We start from the raw sequence: 15,708 nt of genomic DNA, 5'->3' as shown, positions 1-15,708 counted from the left end.
AGTTTTTTGTATATTCGTGAAGAAGGTTTTAGCTAGGATTATAGTGAATTTAAAGAGAAGTATAAGGTGTTATTCTAATTTATGTTAAGGGGGGAAATAAAGTGGTTTTAGGTAATCCAATTGCAAAAGGGAATACAGCAGAAATTTATTTAACTGATGATAAGGTTGTAAAATTATTGAAAGATTACCTCCCAGATACAGAGTCTATGAATGAAGCAAAAAAACAAAAATATGCGTATTCATGTGGGTTGCCAGTTCCAAACGTATTTGAAGTGAAAAAGATACAAAATAGACAGGCAATTATTATGGAACATGTAAAAGGGGACAACATTGGTGATCTTCTGCTTAATAATTTAAATGAGGCAGAGCGTTATATCAGCCTTTGTGTTAATGAGCAAAAAAAGATCCATGCTATACATGTGAATACAGATGAAATGGAGTTAATGAGGGGAAGGTTAGAGCGTCAAATTAAATCTGTGCATAAATTGGATGAACGCAAAAAGAAGGATATATTACAAAAATTAGATTTTATTACATTTGATTTTAGGCTATGTCATGGAGATTTTCATCCATTTAATTTGATTTTGAGTAAGGAAGAGAAAGTGAAAGTTATAGATTGGGTAGATGCTAGTTCAGGTGATATTCGCGCAGATGTATTTCGAACATACTTGTTGTACTCAAAATCTTCGGTAGAATTAGCTGAGATGTATTTACATATATATTGCAGTCGTACCGGCATATCAAGAGATGAAGTTTTTCAATGGGCTCCTATTATTATTGCAGCTAGATTTTCTGAAAAAGTATCACCGCAAAATGAAGTGTATTTGAGAAGATTATTGAATCAGTATTTATAAGTCATAAAAAAGGTTGTCAGCTAATTAATAAATGCTGTTGTTTAACCAAAGTTTCCTTGCAGTTAAACAACAGCATTCTTAAATATTGATATAGGTATTCTTATTTTCGATCTTCATCCTATAAAGGTTCATAATCCGTACTTGTTCCTCCGTTAATTCTTCTTTATCCCAATACATATGCATTAAGCTATATTCAAAAATCTCCTTTAATTTAATAAATAACGGAAACTTGTCTTTCATCTCTTTTGGTAGCTCATTTTCCTCTTGGTAGCCTTCAAATAGTGCTTTTGTAATAGAATACTCATAGTCAACGATATTCCCATTTCCAGCAAATGAATATTCTATCGCACTATAAATAGGAACGGCTAAATCGAATATGTAAAAATGTTTTTCGCAGTCTTGAAAATCTATCATTGTTAAGTTTGAATTATTTTCGACTAAAATGTTTTCTAACCATAAATCTCCGTGTATTAAGCCGTAATTTGAAGGGGATTTTGGTAGCTCTTTTATGGAAGTTAAAACGTCAGATGCAATTTCTCTTATTGTATTTTCTTCTTTAGGGATATATTTAAGAAAATTATATTCTTCATTTTCATACCAATCGTTTATATGTTTTACTGGTTTAATCTTTTCAAAGCTTTTAGATATACGATGTAATTTTCCAATTTGTTTACCAAGTTTTTTAAATATATTAGAATTCCATTCAGACCTTGGTAAATGTATACCAGGAGCAGCTTTATATAATACAGCAAAAATCTCCTTGTCTAATGTGAATTTTTCTACAAAATTCCCTTGTAATGAAGGGATTATTGGTGGAACACCTAAACCATTTTGATATAAAAAATTTGTATATAAAACTTCCTCTATCTGTTCTTCATATGTTTTGTAGTTTGTAATTCTACTGAAGTATGTACCTTGTTCTGTAAGACATTCATACATCTCATTTGTTATTGGCTTAATGTTAATAAAATTCAACGGATACTGTTCATTTATGAATTGAAGTATTTCTTTTTCTAGCTTGTTCATTGAAACGTCCTTTCCAAACCTTAATTTTTTAACTTGGGAATTAAAAGAATTTTATTTTATAAAATTCGTGTTTAATTTTTGAAATCCTTTAAAATGAAATATGATGTAAATTGACCTTTGATAATTAGTAAGGTGTTGCCAACATACTCATTAACGCTAAATTGAAAAATGAATAGAAGGTATGACAAAATAAGATAGATGAAAAAATATAAAATTAATACTTATATATAGATTATAAAGACTTTAGAGAAAGGCTCATGTTATAAAACACAAGAAATATCAAAAGAAAGAAACGCACTTCTCCTATACTTTTAAATAAGGAGTGAAGGAAATGAATGAACATATACAGCAGATGATTAATTGGATTGAGAGCAATTTAAAAAAGAGATTTTCATTAGATGAATTATCTCGTTACATGGGGTATTCTCCTTATTATTGCTCTTTTAAATTTCATCAAGTAACGGGTTTCAGTATTAGACGTTATATTCTTCTTAGAAGGTTGTATTTATCTACGGAAGATTTAAAGAAAGGTAGGAAGATAATTGAGGTAGCGTTGGATTACGATTACTCTTCCCAAGAGGCTTATAGTAGAGCTTTCAAAAATGTTTTTGGAATGAATCCAAGAGAATACCAACTTAACAAAATGCCTATTCAATCATTTGTTAAACTAAATTTAAATAAAGAAGGGGTGTTTAAAATGAATATTTCTAGAAAAATAGAGGTTGAACAGTTACCAAATAGGAAGAGTGAGCTATTTGATAAAGAGGTACTTAACATATTAAATGGTCAAGTTATGTATGAAGAATTTAAAAACGAAAAGCTAATGGGTGATTCTGATTATGCACCATTTAATGAGGCAATGTGTGTGAACTCGGCTACTACTCAAGTTTTTAATGAAGAGTTTATTAAAACAAGAGCGAAAGGACATAACAGTTCAGTAGAAAGTTATATAAAAAAGGTTATAGATCCGTTAGAAAACCTTTTTACGAAAAAGTATAAATGTATTATTCTATGGTTTGGTGAAGATATGTTTTGCCAAATGAACCTACTTACCATACTTTCTCACCTTGAACAGTCTGCTTATGAAGGGAAGGTATACTTAAATAGCTTTAGAGAGGATGAATTTAAAGTAAATCAAATTGAACTTGAATTGGGGAATTATTCTTCTATATACAATGAAGTATTAGTAAACCATAAAAAGACCTCTCATAAGGTACCACCTGTAATGTATCAGGCTATAGACTTATTTTTAGAAATGTTAACAGAAGATAATGCAGTAATGAAATTCATCTCTAAAAATAAAGATTTATCAACTCGTGAATTATTAATAAAGTTGTTTTATCTTTTTCCAACAATCGGATATGGGGATACTCAGTACATAGAGCTGATTAATAAAATAAAGAAGAAAGCTACACCAAAAATATAGGTGCAGCTTTCTTCTTATAATTGCTCAAGTAATTCTAATTCTTTTTCTACAAATAGCATTAGTTCTTTAATTGTTTCACCAGAAAAATCAAAACGAATACCGGCTGCATCATACACTTCTTTTATAGATTGCGAGCTTCCTAGTGATAATGCCTTTTTATAATTTTCTAGTGCTTGCTTAGGTTCCTCTTTATATTGTTTATACATTTGTAATGCACCAAGTTGGGCGATCGCATATTCAATATAATAAAATGGTACTTCAAAAATATGGAGTACAGGTAGCCAACTCGTTGCTATCCAGTTTTCGTAGCCATCAATATGTATGACGCTAGACTGATAATGTTTTTGAAGTTGTAAGTATTTTTCATTTCTTTCTTCAGAAGTATGACTTGGATTTTCATACAGCCAGTGTTGAAATTGATCGACAATAAGCATAATAGGTAAATATGAAATAACATCTTTAAAGAAGTTAATTTTTGCTTGTTTTAAATCTTTTTTGTCTGTATAGAAGGTATCCCAATAATTAAGCGAGAATAACTCCATTGTCATACTGGCTAGCTCAGCTGTTTCAGCTGGAATTTCTATATACTGTCGTAATTTTAATGGTTTTATGAGTTCGTTATGAATACTATGACCCATTTCATGTATAAAAGTGACAATATCATCTTGTGTATAATTTAAGTTCATAAAAATATAAGATAATTGTGAAGCTGGTAAGTACTCACAAAAGCCACCAGCTGCTTTTCCTTTGCGGCTTGTTAAATCAAGACAATTGTGTTTATACATTCGGTTTAAAAGTGCTGAAAATTCAACATCTAGTTTATTAAAGATATGAGTGCTCTTTTCAATTAAATCATTTTCATTTGCAATAGGTTTAAGTACTTTTTGATCTGGAGTTACAGCTGATACATCCCACGGGCGAAGCGTATCAACTTGCAGTTTATCTTTTTTCTCTAGCAATATTTTATCTTTAAGAGGCACAACATACTTACGTATGGATTCAGCTAGTTCATAGCAATCTTTCGCTGAATAATCAAAACGCTCGTATTTTTTGAACATATAATCGCGATAATTCTCTAGTTGAATATTTTTTGCTTTTTGATGGCGAATTTCAATTAATTGATTTAATATGTTTTGGAGTTCTTTTTCAACAGATAAAAATTTTTCAGAAATAATGGTTTTTGCCTTTTTACGGGTGTCACGATTCGAATCTTGTAAATAGGATTGTAATTCTGTTATCGTTTTTTCTTCTCCGTCCCAAATTCCACTTAATCCTCCAGTGATTTCAAAGTACTCTGTGATTAATTTGTCTTCCTTTATTTCTAATTCAATATTTTCCTCACAAAATAACTTTTGAGCGTTTTTTATTTTTGTATCTAATAAACCATATACGTTAGAATCTAATTCCATTCGAAAAGGTGACTCTAAATATTTATTATCCAATAAATTTTGGTACCGCTTTAAAAGTGGCTTTACAAATTGTTGATCATGTTCAAAAGTATCCTTTATTTCTTCATCATCCGTATTACATTGAAAGGCGATGTAATGTGATCTTAATTGTTCTTCGATGTCCCAAATTACTTTTGACTGCTCTTTTAACCAATTTTCAAGGTCTAGTTTTGAAGAAATCATTTTATTTAATAAAGTCGAAAGAGTTTTGTCCAATTGTAGTACATTACTAATATCAATCGTATTTACACGTTGCATTATATATCCCTCACTTTTTATTTATTCATAGAGATATTCTATTTATTAATTGTAATTTCCTTGTTAAGTGGGGAAAATGTGAAATAATGTTAAATTTAATAATTAAAGAAGGTATTTATATGTCAAAGTAAAAAGTTTATCGTAAATGAAAATGTTTGGAGGGGTGCTACATGAGAAAGGGAAAGAAGTTACTTGTACTTTTATTTCCATTTGCTTTATTATGTGCCTGTGAGAATGACATTGAAGATGCTAAAAGTGAAGATTCTATAGTGATGGATATTGCCACAGCAGCGGTAAAGGAGGAATCTTTTTTTAGTGCTGCTATAAGAGATGAAAAAGAAAGAATATTAGATTTAGAGATTGCTGATAGCGAAGATAGTAACGAAATAAAAAATGATATTAATAAAAGATTGGTGATACAAGGTGTAACGTCTTATAAAATCAATATAACTCAAAGAAATAGAGAAGTTGTAAAGGCAGAGAGTAGATGGAATCAAGTTTTTGGACATATATTTGATGACGTATTCAGAAAAAATGGATATGAAGGGTTTGGTATTCAGCAAATAAATTATAAAAAGAATCAACCTGTTACCATTGATATAAAAACTAAGCTTAGCGATGATGAAGTAGGGGCGAGAGAACTTGGACAGAAAATAGAAAAAGAAGTTGAAGGGGTACTTAAAACAGAAGCAGTAAAGAAATGGATTGAAAATGATTCATATGCTATTGGGATTTACGATATAGATGATCGGAAAATTAACTAATTGAGGAATGAATGCTATATGAATAGAGAACCGATGTAATTAAATATAGAATTGCTGGAGGAGGTGTAATATGTATAAGTATTTACATATTTTAAATGACATAGAAAATATGATTCAAAATGGAGAAATAAAAGAAGGGAAGAAATTACCGTCTATACGGTCACTCGTTACGCAATATGAATGTAATAAGGCAACAGTTATACGTGCGCTTCATGAATTAGAAAAGCGTCACATTATATATTCTGTCCCTCAAAGTGGATACTACGTTGTTAAGAAATCTGGGAGTACCATAGAAAATAACGAGATAATTGATTTCGCTTCTTCAGCACCAGATCCAGATGTTTTCCCATATTTAGATTTTCAGCATTGCATTAATAAGGCTATTGATACTTATAAAAATGATTTGTTCGTATACGGAACACCGAAAGGGTTACCATCTTTAATTCCAGTCATTCAAAAACAGTTGGCAAATTATCAAGTGTTCACGAAAGAAGACAATATTTTTATAACGTCAGGTGTGCAGCAGGCGCTTGCTATATTAACTTCTATACCATTTCCGAATGGAAATGAAACTGTATTAATTGAACAGCCAACATATCATCTATATATTGATTATCTAGAAATAAATAAAGTTCCTGTAATCGGTATTAAACGTACGAATGAAGGTATCGATTTGAATGAATTGGAGCAAATATTTCAAACTGGAAAAATAAAATTCTTTTATACGATACCGAGATATCATCATCCGCTTGGAACTTCTTATTCTAAAGATGAGAAAGAAAAAATCGCACTATTGGCTAAGAAATACAATGTATTTATAGTGGAAGATGATTATTTAGCAGATTTAGAAACTGATTCAAAAGCAGATCCGTTATATAGCTTGGATAATTGTAGTCATGTCATATATTTGAAAAGTTATTCGAAGATTATTTTTCCTGGTTTACGGGTTGGAGTTGCAGTCATCCCACCATCCATTGCAAATGCTTTCTATACATACAAAAAGATACTAGATATTGATAGTCCGATGATTTCTCAAGCGGCTTTAGAAATTTATATAAAGAGCGGTATGTTTGAACGTCATAAAAGTAAAATTAATTCTTCCTACTACAATAGATCAATAAAACTAGCAGAAACATTAGAAAAAGTGCAAAATGAAGATCAATCATTATTTACATATAATAGACAAAACACATTTGGAATACACACTTGTTTAGAAATGCAGAAAAACACAGTTACAGAAACACTTATACAAAAATTAGGTGACATGCAAATAAGTGTCGATACTATTGATAAGAATTATATGAGGAATTTTCCTAAAGAAAAACTGTTAAAGTTAAATGTTTCGAATGTAAAAGAAGATAAGATTGAAGAAGGTATTCGTAAAGTAATTGAGGAAATCAACCAATCAAGACACTTGAATTTTCAGTTTAGAAAAGAATAATTTGAATTAGGAGGTTTGTTGTGAGGCGCCAAATAATTCTCTTGTTTGTGTGTGCCGCTATAATAATTGGAGCTATAGTTGTGACTAAATATTATAAAAAAGATGACCAATGCATCGCGGTTGGTAAGTATTCAAGAGGTATTATCGTAGATCAAAATAACGAACCTATATCTAATGTGAAAATATATGAAGATTCAATTGAAGAAAGTAAGGAACGCAGTATTTCAAATGCACAAGGTGAATTTGAAATACTAGATGGGGTTTGTGGTGAGATTGTTTTACAATTAGTTACTCCAGATGGAGAAATCTATACGAGAAAATATGATAGTAAGTATATACCACAAGTAATAGAACTGAGTTATAAAAAGTAAGGGGAATTACATGTAACCATTACAAGGAACTGAGTTTAATTAATATTTTTTAGAGCACTCAATAGCTGAGTGCTCTTTTTATTTATGACATAATTGTTTAAAATGGAAATAAACTACCAATTAATGATACTCTTAAAGTATAGCTTTTATTTTGAATAGGAGGGCGATGGAGTCTATGGGGGTACGTATAGTCGATGATTTACAGCAATTATCATTGTTACTTATGTTTTTAAGTACACTCATATTTTACAGATACTTAAAGAAGGTTAAACGAGAGAGAAAACTGACTGGCTTTGAATGGACAATGTATTTTGTCACTCAATTTGCTACATTAATTTGGGCAATTACTTATTTTATTAAACATTTAGCTGAATCATAAATACTAATCAATCTAGTTTACTGTTATCTATTTGGGATATAAATATAGTCCGTATCTAAATCAATGACAACATTGCTAGTGACGTCTTCTTGTAGTAACTTTGGATTTTTTTTGTAATAATATCGTACACAAAATAAGCGTAGCAGATCCTCATTAGATATCTCTTCATTTCTTACATTTAAATACATCGTTATTAATTCGTTAATAGAACAGTTACGGCCAATAACATACTCGTTTATTCTATATCCATCAAATTCAATTATCATGTTATCACTGTTGGGTGCTAGCCAACGTTATAGCTTTAATTTTGGATGAATCTATTATACATTGTTTGAAATTTAGTGAGAATATATTTTTATAAAGTGAGAGGATATGAATGGAACAGTATAAGTTAGTTTTAGAAGGTGCGAAACAACTTAAGTGGGAACCGGGTAAAATTAGATCCATACAGGACGATGAAATTATTGTTAAAACAATTGCAGGAGCTATAAGCATTGAGGCCGAGTTACCACAGTATAATGGATCCGATGTTACGGATACGAATCCTTTTTATCCAAGAAAAACTGGATATGAAAGTTATGGTGAAGTGATTGAAGTTGGTAATAAAGTAACACATGTAAACGTAGGCGATAAAGTAGTTTTTTTTTATGGACATGAAACAATAGGGATAGTTAAGGGGCATAAAGTAATTCGAGTGCCTAGTTCTATACAACCTAAAGTTACTTTATTATCTATTCTTTCGTGTGATGCCGCTAAAGGAGTATTGAAACTAAACCCGCAACAGGATGAAAAAGTACTTATAACTGGAATGGGAGTTATTGGTTTACTCGCTTGTTATTTCTTAAAATACTATGTAGGCGTTGAGCACGTGGATGTTGTTGAGCCTAATAAAAATAGAAGAGATTTTGCAAAGAATTTTGGTGCGAAAAACATATATGATTCAGAAGAAAAAATAATAGAAACATATAATTATGGTTTCGAATGTTCTGCTACAAATAGTGGATTTCATGCATTGCAAAAAGCTCTTAAAACTAATGGACAAATATGTATACTTTCTGATGGTAATAATGAAATTATCGCATCAGACGGGATAAGCTCGTTTATACATGTTGAAGATGCTGCAAGAGCTACTATGCTAGCCCTTAATTGGCCTTCAGGAATCGTAAATATTGTAGATAATTATCCAGCAACTAGTAAAGAATGGTTACCAATATATGCAGCAGCGATAGGGGCACCTCAGCCTAAAGTTCAAGATGGGAAAAATAGTTGGGAAAGAGGAGCTTCCAATAATAAGGCACGTAAAGAGTATGGTTGGATACCTTTATTTCCATCATGGTCTGAAGGATTTAACAACTTAATAGGTAAGTAAAACACACCTTTAATGGGAATGATAGTAAAATACACCATTAAAGGATTGGGTAGTTATGAATATAATTTTGGAAAGTATTATATTAACTTTTACTGGAATAATTGTTTTGAAAATGACAGGTAGTACATCTGCCAGCCAAATGACAAGAGCTGAAATCATTATAGTTGTATCAATTGGCCGTATTATTGTAGAACCTGTATTAAGTAGAAAAGTAGTCCCATCTATATTTGCGGCTATCATATTTGCAAGCATATTACTTATCATTCATTTCTTTGAATTGAAATCAAGGAAGGTGGAACAATTCCTAAATGGAAGTAGCATTATAATTGTTGAAAACGGAGAGATTGTAAAAGAGAATTTGATGCAGGCAAAAATGTCGGAACAACAACTTTATATGCAATTAAGAGAAAAAGGGATTCATGACGTAAAGAGTTTACAGCAAGTTACAGCGGAACCGAATGGGCGTATTGGTTATCAATTAATAAAAGAAGCACAACCAATAACTTTAGAAATGTTAGAAAAAGTATTAGATCGGTACAATATAAAAAGATAATTTCTCATGAGAAACAGCCAATACTACCAAAAAAATATTGGCTGTTTTTTTATTTTCTATAAACGTAAGGATTAATAAAATAGGGTAGATTTTTAACCAATCTTTATATTAGATATGGGCTTATTATTATGCTATATTCAATGGAGCTACGATGACTAAGGTAAGTGGTATAAGTAGAAGAAAAAACTGTATAGCAAATACAAAAATGCTTTTAATTTGATACTAAAAATGGATTGAAAATAAGGAGATAGATACATAATGGAATTTTGGGAATCAAGTTTTATTGAAAAACAAACGATGTGGGGATTTGAACCTACAGAATCTGCAATTTGTACAAAAGATTTTTTCCTTGAAAAGAACGTTAAGGATATATTAGTTCCTGGTATTGGATATGGAAGAAATGCAAAGGTTTTTATCGATAATGGTATAAATGTAACAGGTATTGAGATTTCAAAAACAGCCATTAATTTAGCAATGCAAAATGGCCTAGAAGATATTAGTATCTATCACGGTTCGGTAAATAAGATGCCTTTTAATAACAAATCATATGAGGGTATATATAGTCATGCACTTCTACATTTGTTGAATAAGCAAGAGAGAGAGCAATTTATTAAAGGTTGTTATAATCAGCTAAAACCAGGTGGATATATGGTTTTCACAACTGTTTCTCAAAAAGCCCCAATGTTTGGGAAGGGGAAACAGTTGGATAAAGACTATTTCGAAATAATGGAAGGCATAAAAATGTTCTTCTATAATTCTGAATCTATAAAACGAGATTTTAATAAATATGGACTAGTACAAGTTTCCGAAATTGATGAACCAAATAAGAACATGGAGAATAAACCTTCAATAAATTTCTTAATGATAAAATGCCAGAAAGAACTATAAATAAAAGTTTTTAAATATTCCTAAAGATATTTATATATTGATTATGCACAAATATAAAGGACAAGCATATAGTATAAATACCTCTTAACTTTAAGTAACCTTAACTTTCGTTAATAGGGTATCTCAAAATCCCCGAAAAGAGCACTTGCGGAAACAAGTGCTCTTTTATTTGGAATTTTAAACCATAAATATTGCATAAAATGTTAAATTTGAAAAGAGTACTTTTTTTATTTAAAACTGTAGTATATGAATGGAGTGTTATTGAATGCAAACAAGAAAAGCATATCTATATGTATTTGACACGATGTCTGATTGGGAATACGGACATTTAATTGCTGAACTTAATACAGGAAGATATTTCAAAAAAGATGTAGCGCCTTTTAAAGTAGTAACAGTTGGAATAAATAAAGAAACGATTATTTCAATGGGGGGCTTGAATATAAAGCCGGATATTTCCCTAGATGAATGTATCCTTGAGAGTAACGATCTATTAATTTTACCTGGAGGGAATACTTGGAGTGAAGAAATACATAAACCTATTTTGAAAAAAGTTGGTGAAGCCTTAAGGCTTGGTACAATTGTGGCTGCCATTTGCGGTGCAACTATAGGTCTTGCAAATTACGGTTACTTGGATTCTATAAATCACACAAGTAATAATTTAGATTATATGAAAATGGTTTGTCCTACTTATAAAGGAGAAAATTTTTATGAAGTAGGACCTGTAGCATCCAGTGAAAATCTTATTACTGCATCGGGTGTAGCACCTCTAGAATTTGCCATGGAAGTATTAAGGAAATTAGATGTATTTGCGCCGGATACACTTCATTCATGGTATAAATTGAATGAGACTCATGAAGTGGAATATTTCTTCCAGTTAATGAATTCAATTAATAGCTGAGTAGTATTTCGAATGAAAATTATATTTTAGATGATGCGAAAACTAATAACAAAATAAAAGGTAAGGGTATTCCTATGAATATATGAGGAAATATTCTTACTTTTTATAGTGTTATTTCTGAACGACAAACGTAATGGCATTTGTTTTTAATTGAACGTGTCTTTCATTACGAACTATATTATAAGCTAATTCCTTTATTTCAACTTTTAGTTTTTTCCATTCTTTATAAATGCTTTTTAAAGCACTTATCATTTCTTCGGTTGAAAGATTAATTTCAATTAAAGCTTCTAATTCTTCATTCGTTATTGAATCAATTTCTTGTATGTTAGAGTTAATAATTAAACAATTAATACCGCCGTTTTTTGTACCTCTTTTCATAGATTGGAGTACATTTTTAAAATCTTCTTCTGATTTGACATGTTCCAAACTTGATACTGCAACGATATAGTCATAAGTATTAGATCTAATATGATAGTTTTCAATTGCTGCTTGTTCTGTTTTTATAACCTCGAATACGTCATGTTCTTTGCTATAAATTTGTAGCTTTGTTAAAGCGGAATCAAGTAAATCAACACATGTAACAGTTCCGCTAGCATTTTTAATCTTTTGTGCAATTGGAATGCTATTTCTACCGACGCCAGAGCCAAGATCAAGCACTTGTAATTTGTTTTTCTCTTCAAAGTAGTCCATTAAATCCATAACTGTTTTAACCGGCTTGTGAAGCCAAGATCCAGTTTCAAATAGTTTATATTGTTCATAGCAAAGATCGTGATATTCCTTTTCTTCTTGTCTTATGTAATCGATACGGTTCATATTGTGTCAGTTCCAATATTTTCATTACAAAATGAATAGGTGGGGCAGCCTTTAACATTTGTTTGAATTCGAAAAATACCACCAGCATGTGGATACTGTTTTAATTCGTCATCCGTCATTCTTGTTCTGGCTGTTGTAACATATAAATCAGTTAAGTTAGGTCCACCAAATGTACATGATGTTACATATAACGCAGGAATTGGAATACTTAATATTTGTTCTCCAGTAGAGGGATTCCATCTAGTTATTTTTGAACCTCCCCAATGTGCAATCCATAAACAACCTTCTTCGTCAATTGTCATACCATCAGGTAGACCATCATTTTCAGAGAAAATGATTACATCACTTGGATTATGAATGTCTCCAGTACGTATATTATATTGATAGCGAACCACTTTTTTAGTAGGTGTATCTATAAAGTAAAGGTATGTATGATCAGGTGACCAAGCGATTCCGTTTGAAGTATTTACATGTGAAACTTTTTTCTCTACACTCAAATTATTATGTAAACAATATAAGGAACCTGCAGCATTCATACCGTATGTATCTGTAGTACCTGCCCAGAAACGACCAGCGGGATCACATTTTTCATCATTAAAACGATTTTCTATTAAATGAGGTTCGGGGTCAAACATATGTGTCAGTTTTTCTGTATTCACATTAATAGAATAAAAGCCGTTTTCCATAGCTAAGAGTAATATGTCCTCTAAATATGGAACAACACAGCCAATTTGTTGATTGAGAGCGATTACTCGGTTCGTATTGGTAGTAGGATTATATATGCATAATTTTTTCTCCATAATATCAACCCAATATAAAAGTTGCTTTTTTTCATTCCAACATGGTCCTTCAGCTAAACTTGCTTTAACATTTAAAGCTAAGTCTATATTACTGAACAAGATGTTCACCTCGCGTTATAAGATATTAATATAATTCGATAAGAATAGAGGTAAACCTTTTAGTCAGAGGATATTATGATTTGTGCTCTAGAAAACTAATCTTCTCAAGTGATTAAAAGGTTTATAAACACGGAGGGGAAAATGCATATGATGTTTTATGAGATTGTTTGCTTTTCTTGTAAGAATATATTTCGTGTTTACGAAGGTAGTGAAAAATATAAGCGATTTAAAGAGAAACCAAAAGGGGCATATTGTTGTGATGAGTGTAGCCACAAAATTCAATTAGAAGCGATAAAGAAATTTTTTAGATAATTTTACGATTTCGATTCGGAAAAGTTTGACAATAAAAGTGTTATAAATTATCATATTAAAAAACTAATATTTAAGGCATAGAAGAGAAGAGTAGTTAAGAAAGAATACGTACAGAGAGCTCTGGTAGCTGAGAAAGAGCGGTATACATCTTAATGAAAAAAGACTTGGAGCTGCGCAAGGAACTAATTTATTTAGGGATGGTGCGACGGGTTCTCCCGTTATAGAGATAGGGTATAAGCATATTTTGCCGTACCTGAAGAGGTTAATATGGTGACATATTAACAAACTGAGGTGGTACCGCGAAGCTAACAACTCTCGTCCTCAAGATGAATAATCTTGGGGGTGGGAGTTTTTTTGTTGCATAAAACTGGAAATGAGAAACAAAAAATAATTGAGGTGAGTAATATATGCATTGGGCGTATGAAGTAGCACATGAATTAATTAGGAAACATCCAAATAAAGAAATGTTTGTTTGTGCATCTGGAATTAGTCCGTCAGGTTCTGTTCATATTGGGAACTTTCGTGAAATCGTAACGACTTATTTCGTAGTAAGAGCACTTCAAGATTTAGGGAAAAAGACTCGTTTTATATTTTCGTGGGATGATTATGATAGGTTTAGAAAAGTTCCAAAAAATATTGATCCATCTTTTGCAAAGTATATTGGTATGCCATACTGTGATATTCCAGATCCGTATGGATGTCATAACTCGTATGCGGAGCATTTTGAAAAAGAGTTTGAAAAATCGCTTCAAGCATTTGGAATTGAAGTAGAATTTATTTATCAACATGATGAATATAGAAGCGGAAGATATAACGAAAATATATTAGAGGCCTTGTATAAACGAAAAGAAATATATGATATTTTAATGGGTTTTAAAACTGGAGAGTGTAGTGAAGAAGAGCGAGAGAGCTTTTATCCAGCTACATTATATTGTGAGAGGTGCGGAAAAGATACAACAACTATTACACATTTTAATGAAGTATTAAAAACAGTGCGGTATGAATGTGAATGCGGAAATGAAAAAGAGTTATCCGTATTAAATACAAATAAAATGAAACTAAACTGGAAAATCGATTGGCCGATGAGATGGATGATAGAGGATGTTATTTTTGAACCGGGCGGTAGAGATCATTCATCAGAAACGGGTAGTTATAATGTATCAAAAGAAATTGCAAGGAAAATATTCAATCGAGAAGCGCCTCATTACGTTTCTTACGATTTTATTGGTATTAAAGGGAATCATGAAAAAATGTCTAGTTCTTCAGGGAATAGTATTACACCAAGCGATTTATTGAAAGTGTATATACCAGAAGTAATTCTCTTTATGTTTGCAAAATACAAACCAGGCGCTGCTTTTCATATTGGGTTGGATGAAGATGTGATTCGTAATTATACAGAGTATGAGCGATTGAAAGATAGTTATGAAAATAAAACGCTCAAAAATGAAGATTTATTTGATGCAATTAAAATCTCTAGAGTTGATAGTGAGTTTAAAGAATATCCGAAATTTAATCAAGTAGCAGGAACGTTACCATTATTAAATTTTGATTCAACTATTTTACAGGGGATATTAAAGAAAATAGATAGGAGCTATGCATTAGATGAAATGAGAGCGATAAGTAATCGCGCAGAGTATTGGATAAGAAACTTTCAATCTGAAAAATTAATCGCGGTAAATCAGGAGAAAAATGCAGAGTTTTACTACACATTAGATGAAAGGCAGAAAGAATGGCTAGTAGAAGTTTGTAAAATACTTCGTTCTAATAAAGATTACTCTAACTTAATGGAGCAATTATATGCGATTTGTCATCATGAAAATAAAAAAATAATGAAAGAAAATCAAAAACAATTATTCACTATTATATATAAGCTCATTATGAATCAATCAAATGGTCCTCGTATACCATTATTAATACATGTAGTAGGCATAGAAAAATTCGTCACACTATTAGATTTCTAAAACACAGTTAAAAGCAACGTAAGTACCAAAATTTCTAAGTACTTGCGT

Annotated in this window: 17 protein-coding genes, 1 pseudogene and 1 other annotated feature; of the genes and pseudogenes, 13 read left to right on the top strand and 5 right to left on the bottom strand. The window is 31.1% G+C overall.

The features are described 5' to 3' along the window. The first annotated feature begins 101 nt into the window (after positions 1–101). The gene (locus OXT04_RS25220) at positions 102–854 is read left to right on the top strand and encodes an aminoglycoside phosphotransferase family protein (protein WP_000242844.1); all 753 of its coding nucleotides are present in this window, start codon (positions 102–104) and stop codon (positions 852–854) included. A gap of 78 nt (positions 855–932) precedes the next feature. On the opposite strand, the gene OXT04_RS25215 is transcribed toward OXT04_RS25220, so the two are convergent. After that, complete coding sequence (locus OXT04_RS25215) at positions 933–1,880, bottom strand: phosphotransferase enzyme family protein (protein WP_001037123.1); 948 nt, start codon at positions 1,878–1,880, stop codon at positions 933–935. 331 nt (positions 1,881–2,211) lie between these two features. On the opposite strand from OXT04_RS25215, the gene OXT04_RS25210 reads away from it, so the two are divergent. Continuing rightward, entirely contained in the window at positions 2,212–3,306 is a 1,095-nt protein-coding gene (locus OXT04_RS25210) for a helix-turn-helix domain-containing protein (protein ID WP_025118315.1), read from the top strand. A gap of 14 nt (positions 3,307–3,320) precedes the next feature. On the opposite strand, the gene OXT04_RS25205 is transcribed toward OXT04_RS25210, so the two are convergent. Continuing rightward, complete coding sequence (locus OXT04_RS25205) at positions 3,321–5,012, bottom strand: M3 family oligoendopeptidase (RefSeq protein ID WP_001190012.1); 1,692 nt, start codon at positions 5,010–5,012, stop codon at positions 3,321–3,323. Positions 5,013–5,182: 170 nt separating this feature from the next. Between OXT04_RS25205 and OXT04_RS25200 the strand changes: the two genes are divergently transcribed. The 4 genes from OXT04_RS25200 to OXT04_RS25185 all read left to right on the top strand — a co-directional run bounded on the left by OXT04_RS25200 (position 5,183) and on the right by OXT04_RS25185 (position 7,967). After that, positions 5,183–5,776 carry a DUF4030 domain-containing protein gene (locus OXT04_RS25200; RefSeq protein ID WP_267418391.1) on the top strand — a complete coding sequence of 198 codons (594 nt, stop codon included), beginning with the start codon at positions 5,183–5,185 and terminating at the stop codon, positions 5,774–5,776. A gap of 70 nt (positions 5,777–5,846) precedes the next feature. Then, positions 5,847–7,217: an aminotransferase-like domain-containing protein gene (locus OXT04_RS25195; protein ID WP_000280114.1), complete on the top strand. Its 1,371-nt coding sequence runs from the start codon at positions 5,847–5,849 to the stop codon at positions 7,215–7,217. Between the two features lie 20 nt (positions 7,218–7,237). Then, positions 7,238–7,588 carry a hypothetical protein gene (locus OXT04_RS25190; RefSeq protein ID WP_001254186.1) on the top strand — a complete coding sequence of 117 codons (351 nt, stop codon included), beginning with the start codon at positions 7,238–7,240 and terminating at the stop codon, positions 7,586–7,588. 175 nt (positions 7,589–7,763) lie between these two features. Continuing rightward, positions 7,764–7,967, top strand: coding sequence for a hypothetical protein (locus OXT04_RS25185; RefSeq protein ID WP_000538969.1), 204 nt, complete (start codon positions 7,764–7,766; stop codon positions 7,965–7,967). A gap of 23 nt (positions 7,968–7,990) precedes the next feature. On the opposite strand, the gene OXT04_RS25180 is transcribed toward OXT04_RS25185, so the two are convergent. Continuing rightward, entirely contained in the window at positions 7,991–8,233 is a 243-nt protein-coding gene (locus OXT04_RS25180) for a hypothetical protein (protein ID WP_015945790.1), read from the bottom strand. A 110-nt stretch (positions 8,234–8,343) separates the two neighbouring features. On the opposite strand from OXT04_RS25180, the pseudogene OXT04_RS29880 reads away from it, so the two are divergent. From OXT04_RS29880 to OXT04_RS25160, 5 genes and pseudogenes are all read left to right on the top strand, one after another. Further along, positions 8,344–8,595, top strand: a pseudogene (locus tag OXT04_RS29880) (alcohol dehydrogenase catalytic domain-containing protein); the annotation flags it as partial. Positions 8,596–8,661: 66 nt separating this feature from the next. Next, positions 8,662–9,336: a zinc-binding dehydrogenase gene (locus OXT04_RS29875; RefSeq protein WP_308202232.1), complete on the top strand. Its 675-nt coding sequence runs from the start codon at positions 8,662–8,664 to the stop codon at positions 9,334–9,336. A gap of 55 nt (positions 9,337–9,391) precedes the next feature. Next, a complete protein-coding gene (locus tag OXT04_RS25170; protein ID WP_001021412.1) occupies positions 9,392–9,889 on the top strand; it encodes a DUF421 domain-containing protein in 498 nt (165 codons plus the stop codon). A gap of 258 nt (positions 9,890–10,147) precedes the next feature. Further along, positions 10,148–10,777 (top strand): class I SAM-dependent methyltransferase, encoded by a 630-nt coding sequence (locus tag OXT04_RS25165; protein WP_267418374.1) that lies wholly within the window; start codon positions 10,148–10,150, stop codon positions 10,775–10,777. Between the two features lie 265 nt (positions 10,778–11,042). Next, positions 11,043–11,675 (top strand): type 1 glutamine amidotransferase family protein, encoded by a 633-nt coding sequence (locus tag OXT04_RS25160; protein ID WP_001194778.1) that lies wholly within the window; start codon positions 11,043–11,045, stop codon positions 11,673–11,675. Positions 11,676–11,786: 111 nt separating this feature from the next. On the opposite strand, the gene OXT04_RS25155 is transcribed toward OXT04_RS25160, so the two are convergent. Further along, positions 11,787–12,488, bottom strand: coding sequence for a class I SAM-dependent methyltransferase (locus OXT04_RS25155; RefSeq protein ID WP_001079445.1), 702 nt, complete (start codon positions 12,486–12,488; stop codon positions 11,787–11,789). Next, entirely contained in the window at positions 12,485–13,387 is a 903-nt protein-coding gene (locus OXT04_RS25150) for an SMP-30/gluconolactonase/LRE family protein (RefSeq protein WP_267418373.1), read from the bottom strand. The genes OXT04_RS25155 and OXT04_RS25150 overlap by 4 nt, the downstream gene beginning before the upstream one ends. Positions 13,388–13,528: 141 nt before the next feature. Here OXT04_RS25150 and OXT04_RS25145 point away from each other — a divergent pair, with 141 nt between their 5' ends. Together OXT04_RS25145 and lysS are read left to right on the top strand one after the other, a co-directional pair. Further along, positions 13,529–13,699 carry a DUF2197 domain-containing protein gene (locus OXT04_RS25145; protein ID WP_267418372.1) on the top strand — a complete coding sequence of 57 codons (171 nt, stop codon included), beginning with the start codon at positions 13,529–13,531 and terminating at the stop codon, positions 13,697–13,699. 69 nt (positions 13,700–13,768) lie between these two features. Next, positions 13,769–14,025 (top strand) — a binding site (T-box leader). Between the two features lie 81 nt (positions 14,026–14,106). After that, positions 14,107–15,660, top strand: a complete 1,554-nt coding sequence (gene lysS, locus OXT04_RS25140) for a lysine--tRNA ligase (protein WP_267418371.1) — start codon at positions 14,107–14,109, stop codon at positions 15,658–15,660. Positions 15,661–15,708: the final 48 nt, after the last annotated feature.

Source organism: Bacillus sp. GC_Bacil_1, assembly GCF_026540675.1.
GTDB lineage: Bacteria > Bacillota > Bacilli > Bacillales > Bacillaceae_G > Bacillus_A > Bacillus_A cereus.
The sequence above is the reverse complement of the archived record's forward strand: the minus strand, read 5'-3'. Positions and strand labels throughout refer to the sequence as shown.

Bases quoted from the DNA above. Each gene is read 5' to 3' on its own strand.
- OXT04_RS25215 (WP_001037123.1), bottom strand. From the start codon at position 1,880: ATGAACAAGCTAGAAAAAGAAATACTTCAATTCATAAATGAACAGTAT.
- OXT04_RS25210 (WP_025118315.1), top strand. From the start codon at position 2,212: ATGAATGAACATATACAGCAGATGATTAATTGGATTGAGAGCAATTTA.
- OXT04_RS25205 (WP_001190012.1), bottom strand. From the start codon at position 5,012: ATGCAACGTGTAAATACGATTGATATTAGTAATGTACTACAATTGGAC.
- OXT04_RS25200 (WP_267418391.1), top strand. From the start codon at position 5,183: ATGAGAAAGGGAAAGAAGTTACTTGTACTTTTATTTCCATTTGCTTTA.
- OXT04_RS25195 (WP_000280114.1), top strand. From the start codon at position 5,847: ATGTATAAGTATTTACATATTTTAAATGACATAGAAAATATGATTCAA.
- OXT04_RS25185 (WP_000538969.1), top strand. From the start codon at position 7,764: ATGGGGGTACGTATAGTCGATGATTTACAGCAATTATCATTGTTACTT.
- OXT04_RS25180 (WP_015945790.1), bottom strand. From the start codon at position 8,233: ATGATAATTGAATTTGATGGATATAGAATAAACGAGTATGTTATTGGC.
- OXT04_RS25170 (WP_001021412.1), top strand. From the start codon at position 9,392: ATGAATATAATTTTGGAAAGTATTATATTAACTTTTACTGGAATAATT.
- OXT04_RS25165 (WP_267418374.1), top strand. From the start codon at position 10,148: ATGGAATTTTGGGAATCAAGTTTTATTGAAAAACAAACGATGTGGGGA.
- OXT04_RS25160 (WP_001194778.1), top strand. From the start codon at position 11,043: ATGCAAACAAGAAAAGCATATCTATATGTATTTGACACGATGTCTGAT.
- OXT04_RS25155 (WP_001079445.1), bottom strand. From the start codon at position 12,488: ATGAACCGTATCGATTACATAAGACAAGAAGAAAAGGAATATCACGAT.
- OXT04_RS25145 (WP_267418372.1), top strand. From the start codon at position 13,529: ATGCATATGATGTTTTATGAGATTGTTTGCTTTTCTTGTAAGAATATA.
- lysS (WP_267418371.1), top strand. From the start codon at position 14,107: ATGCATTGGGCGTATGAAGTAGCACATGAATTAATTAGGAAACATCCA.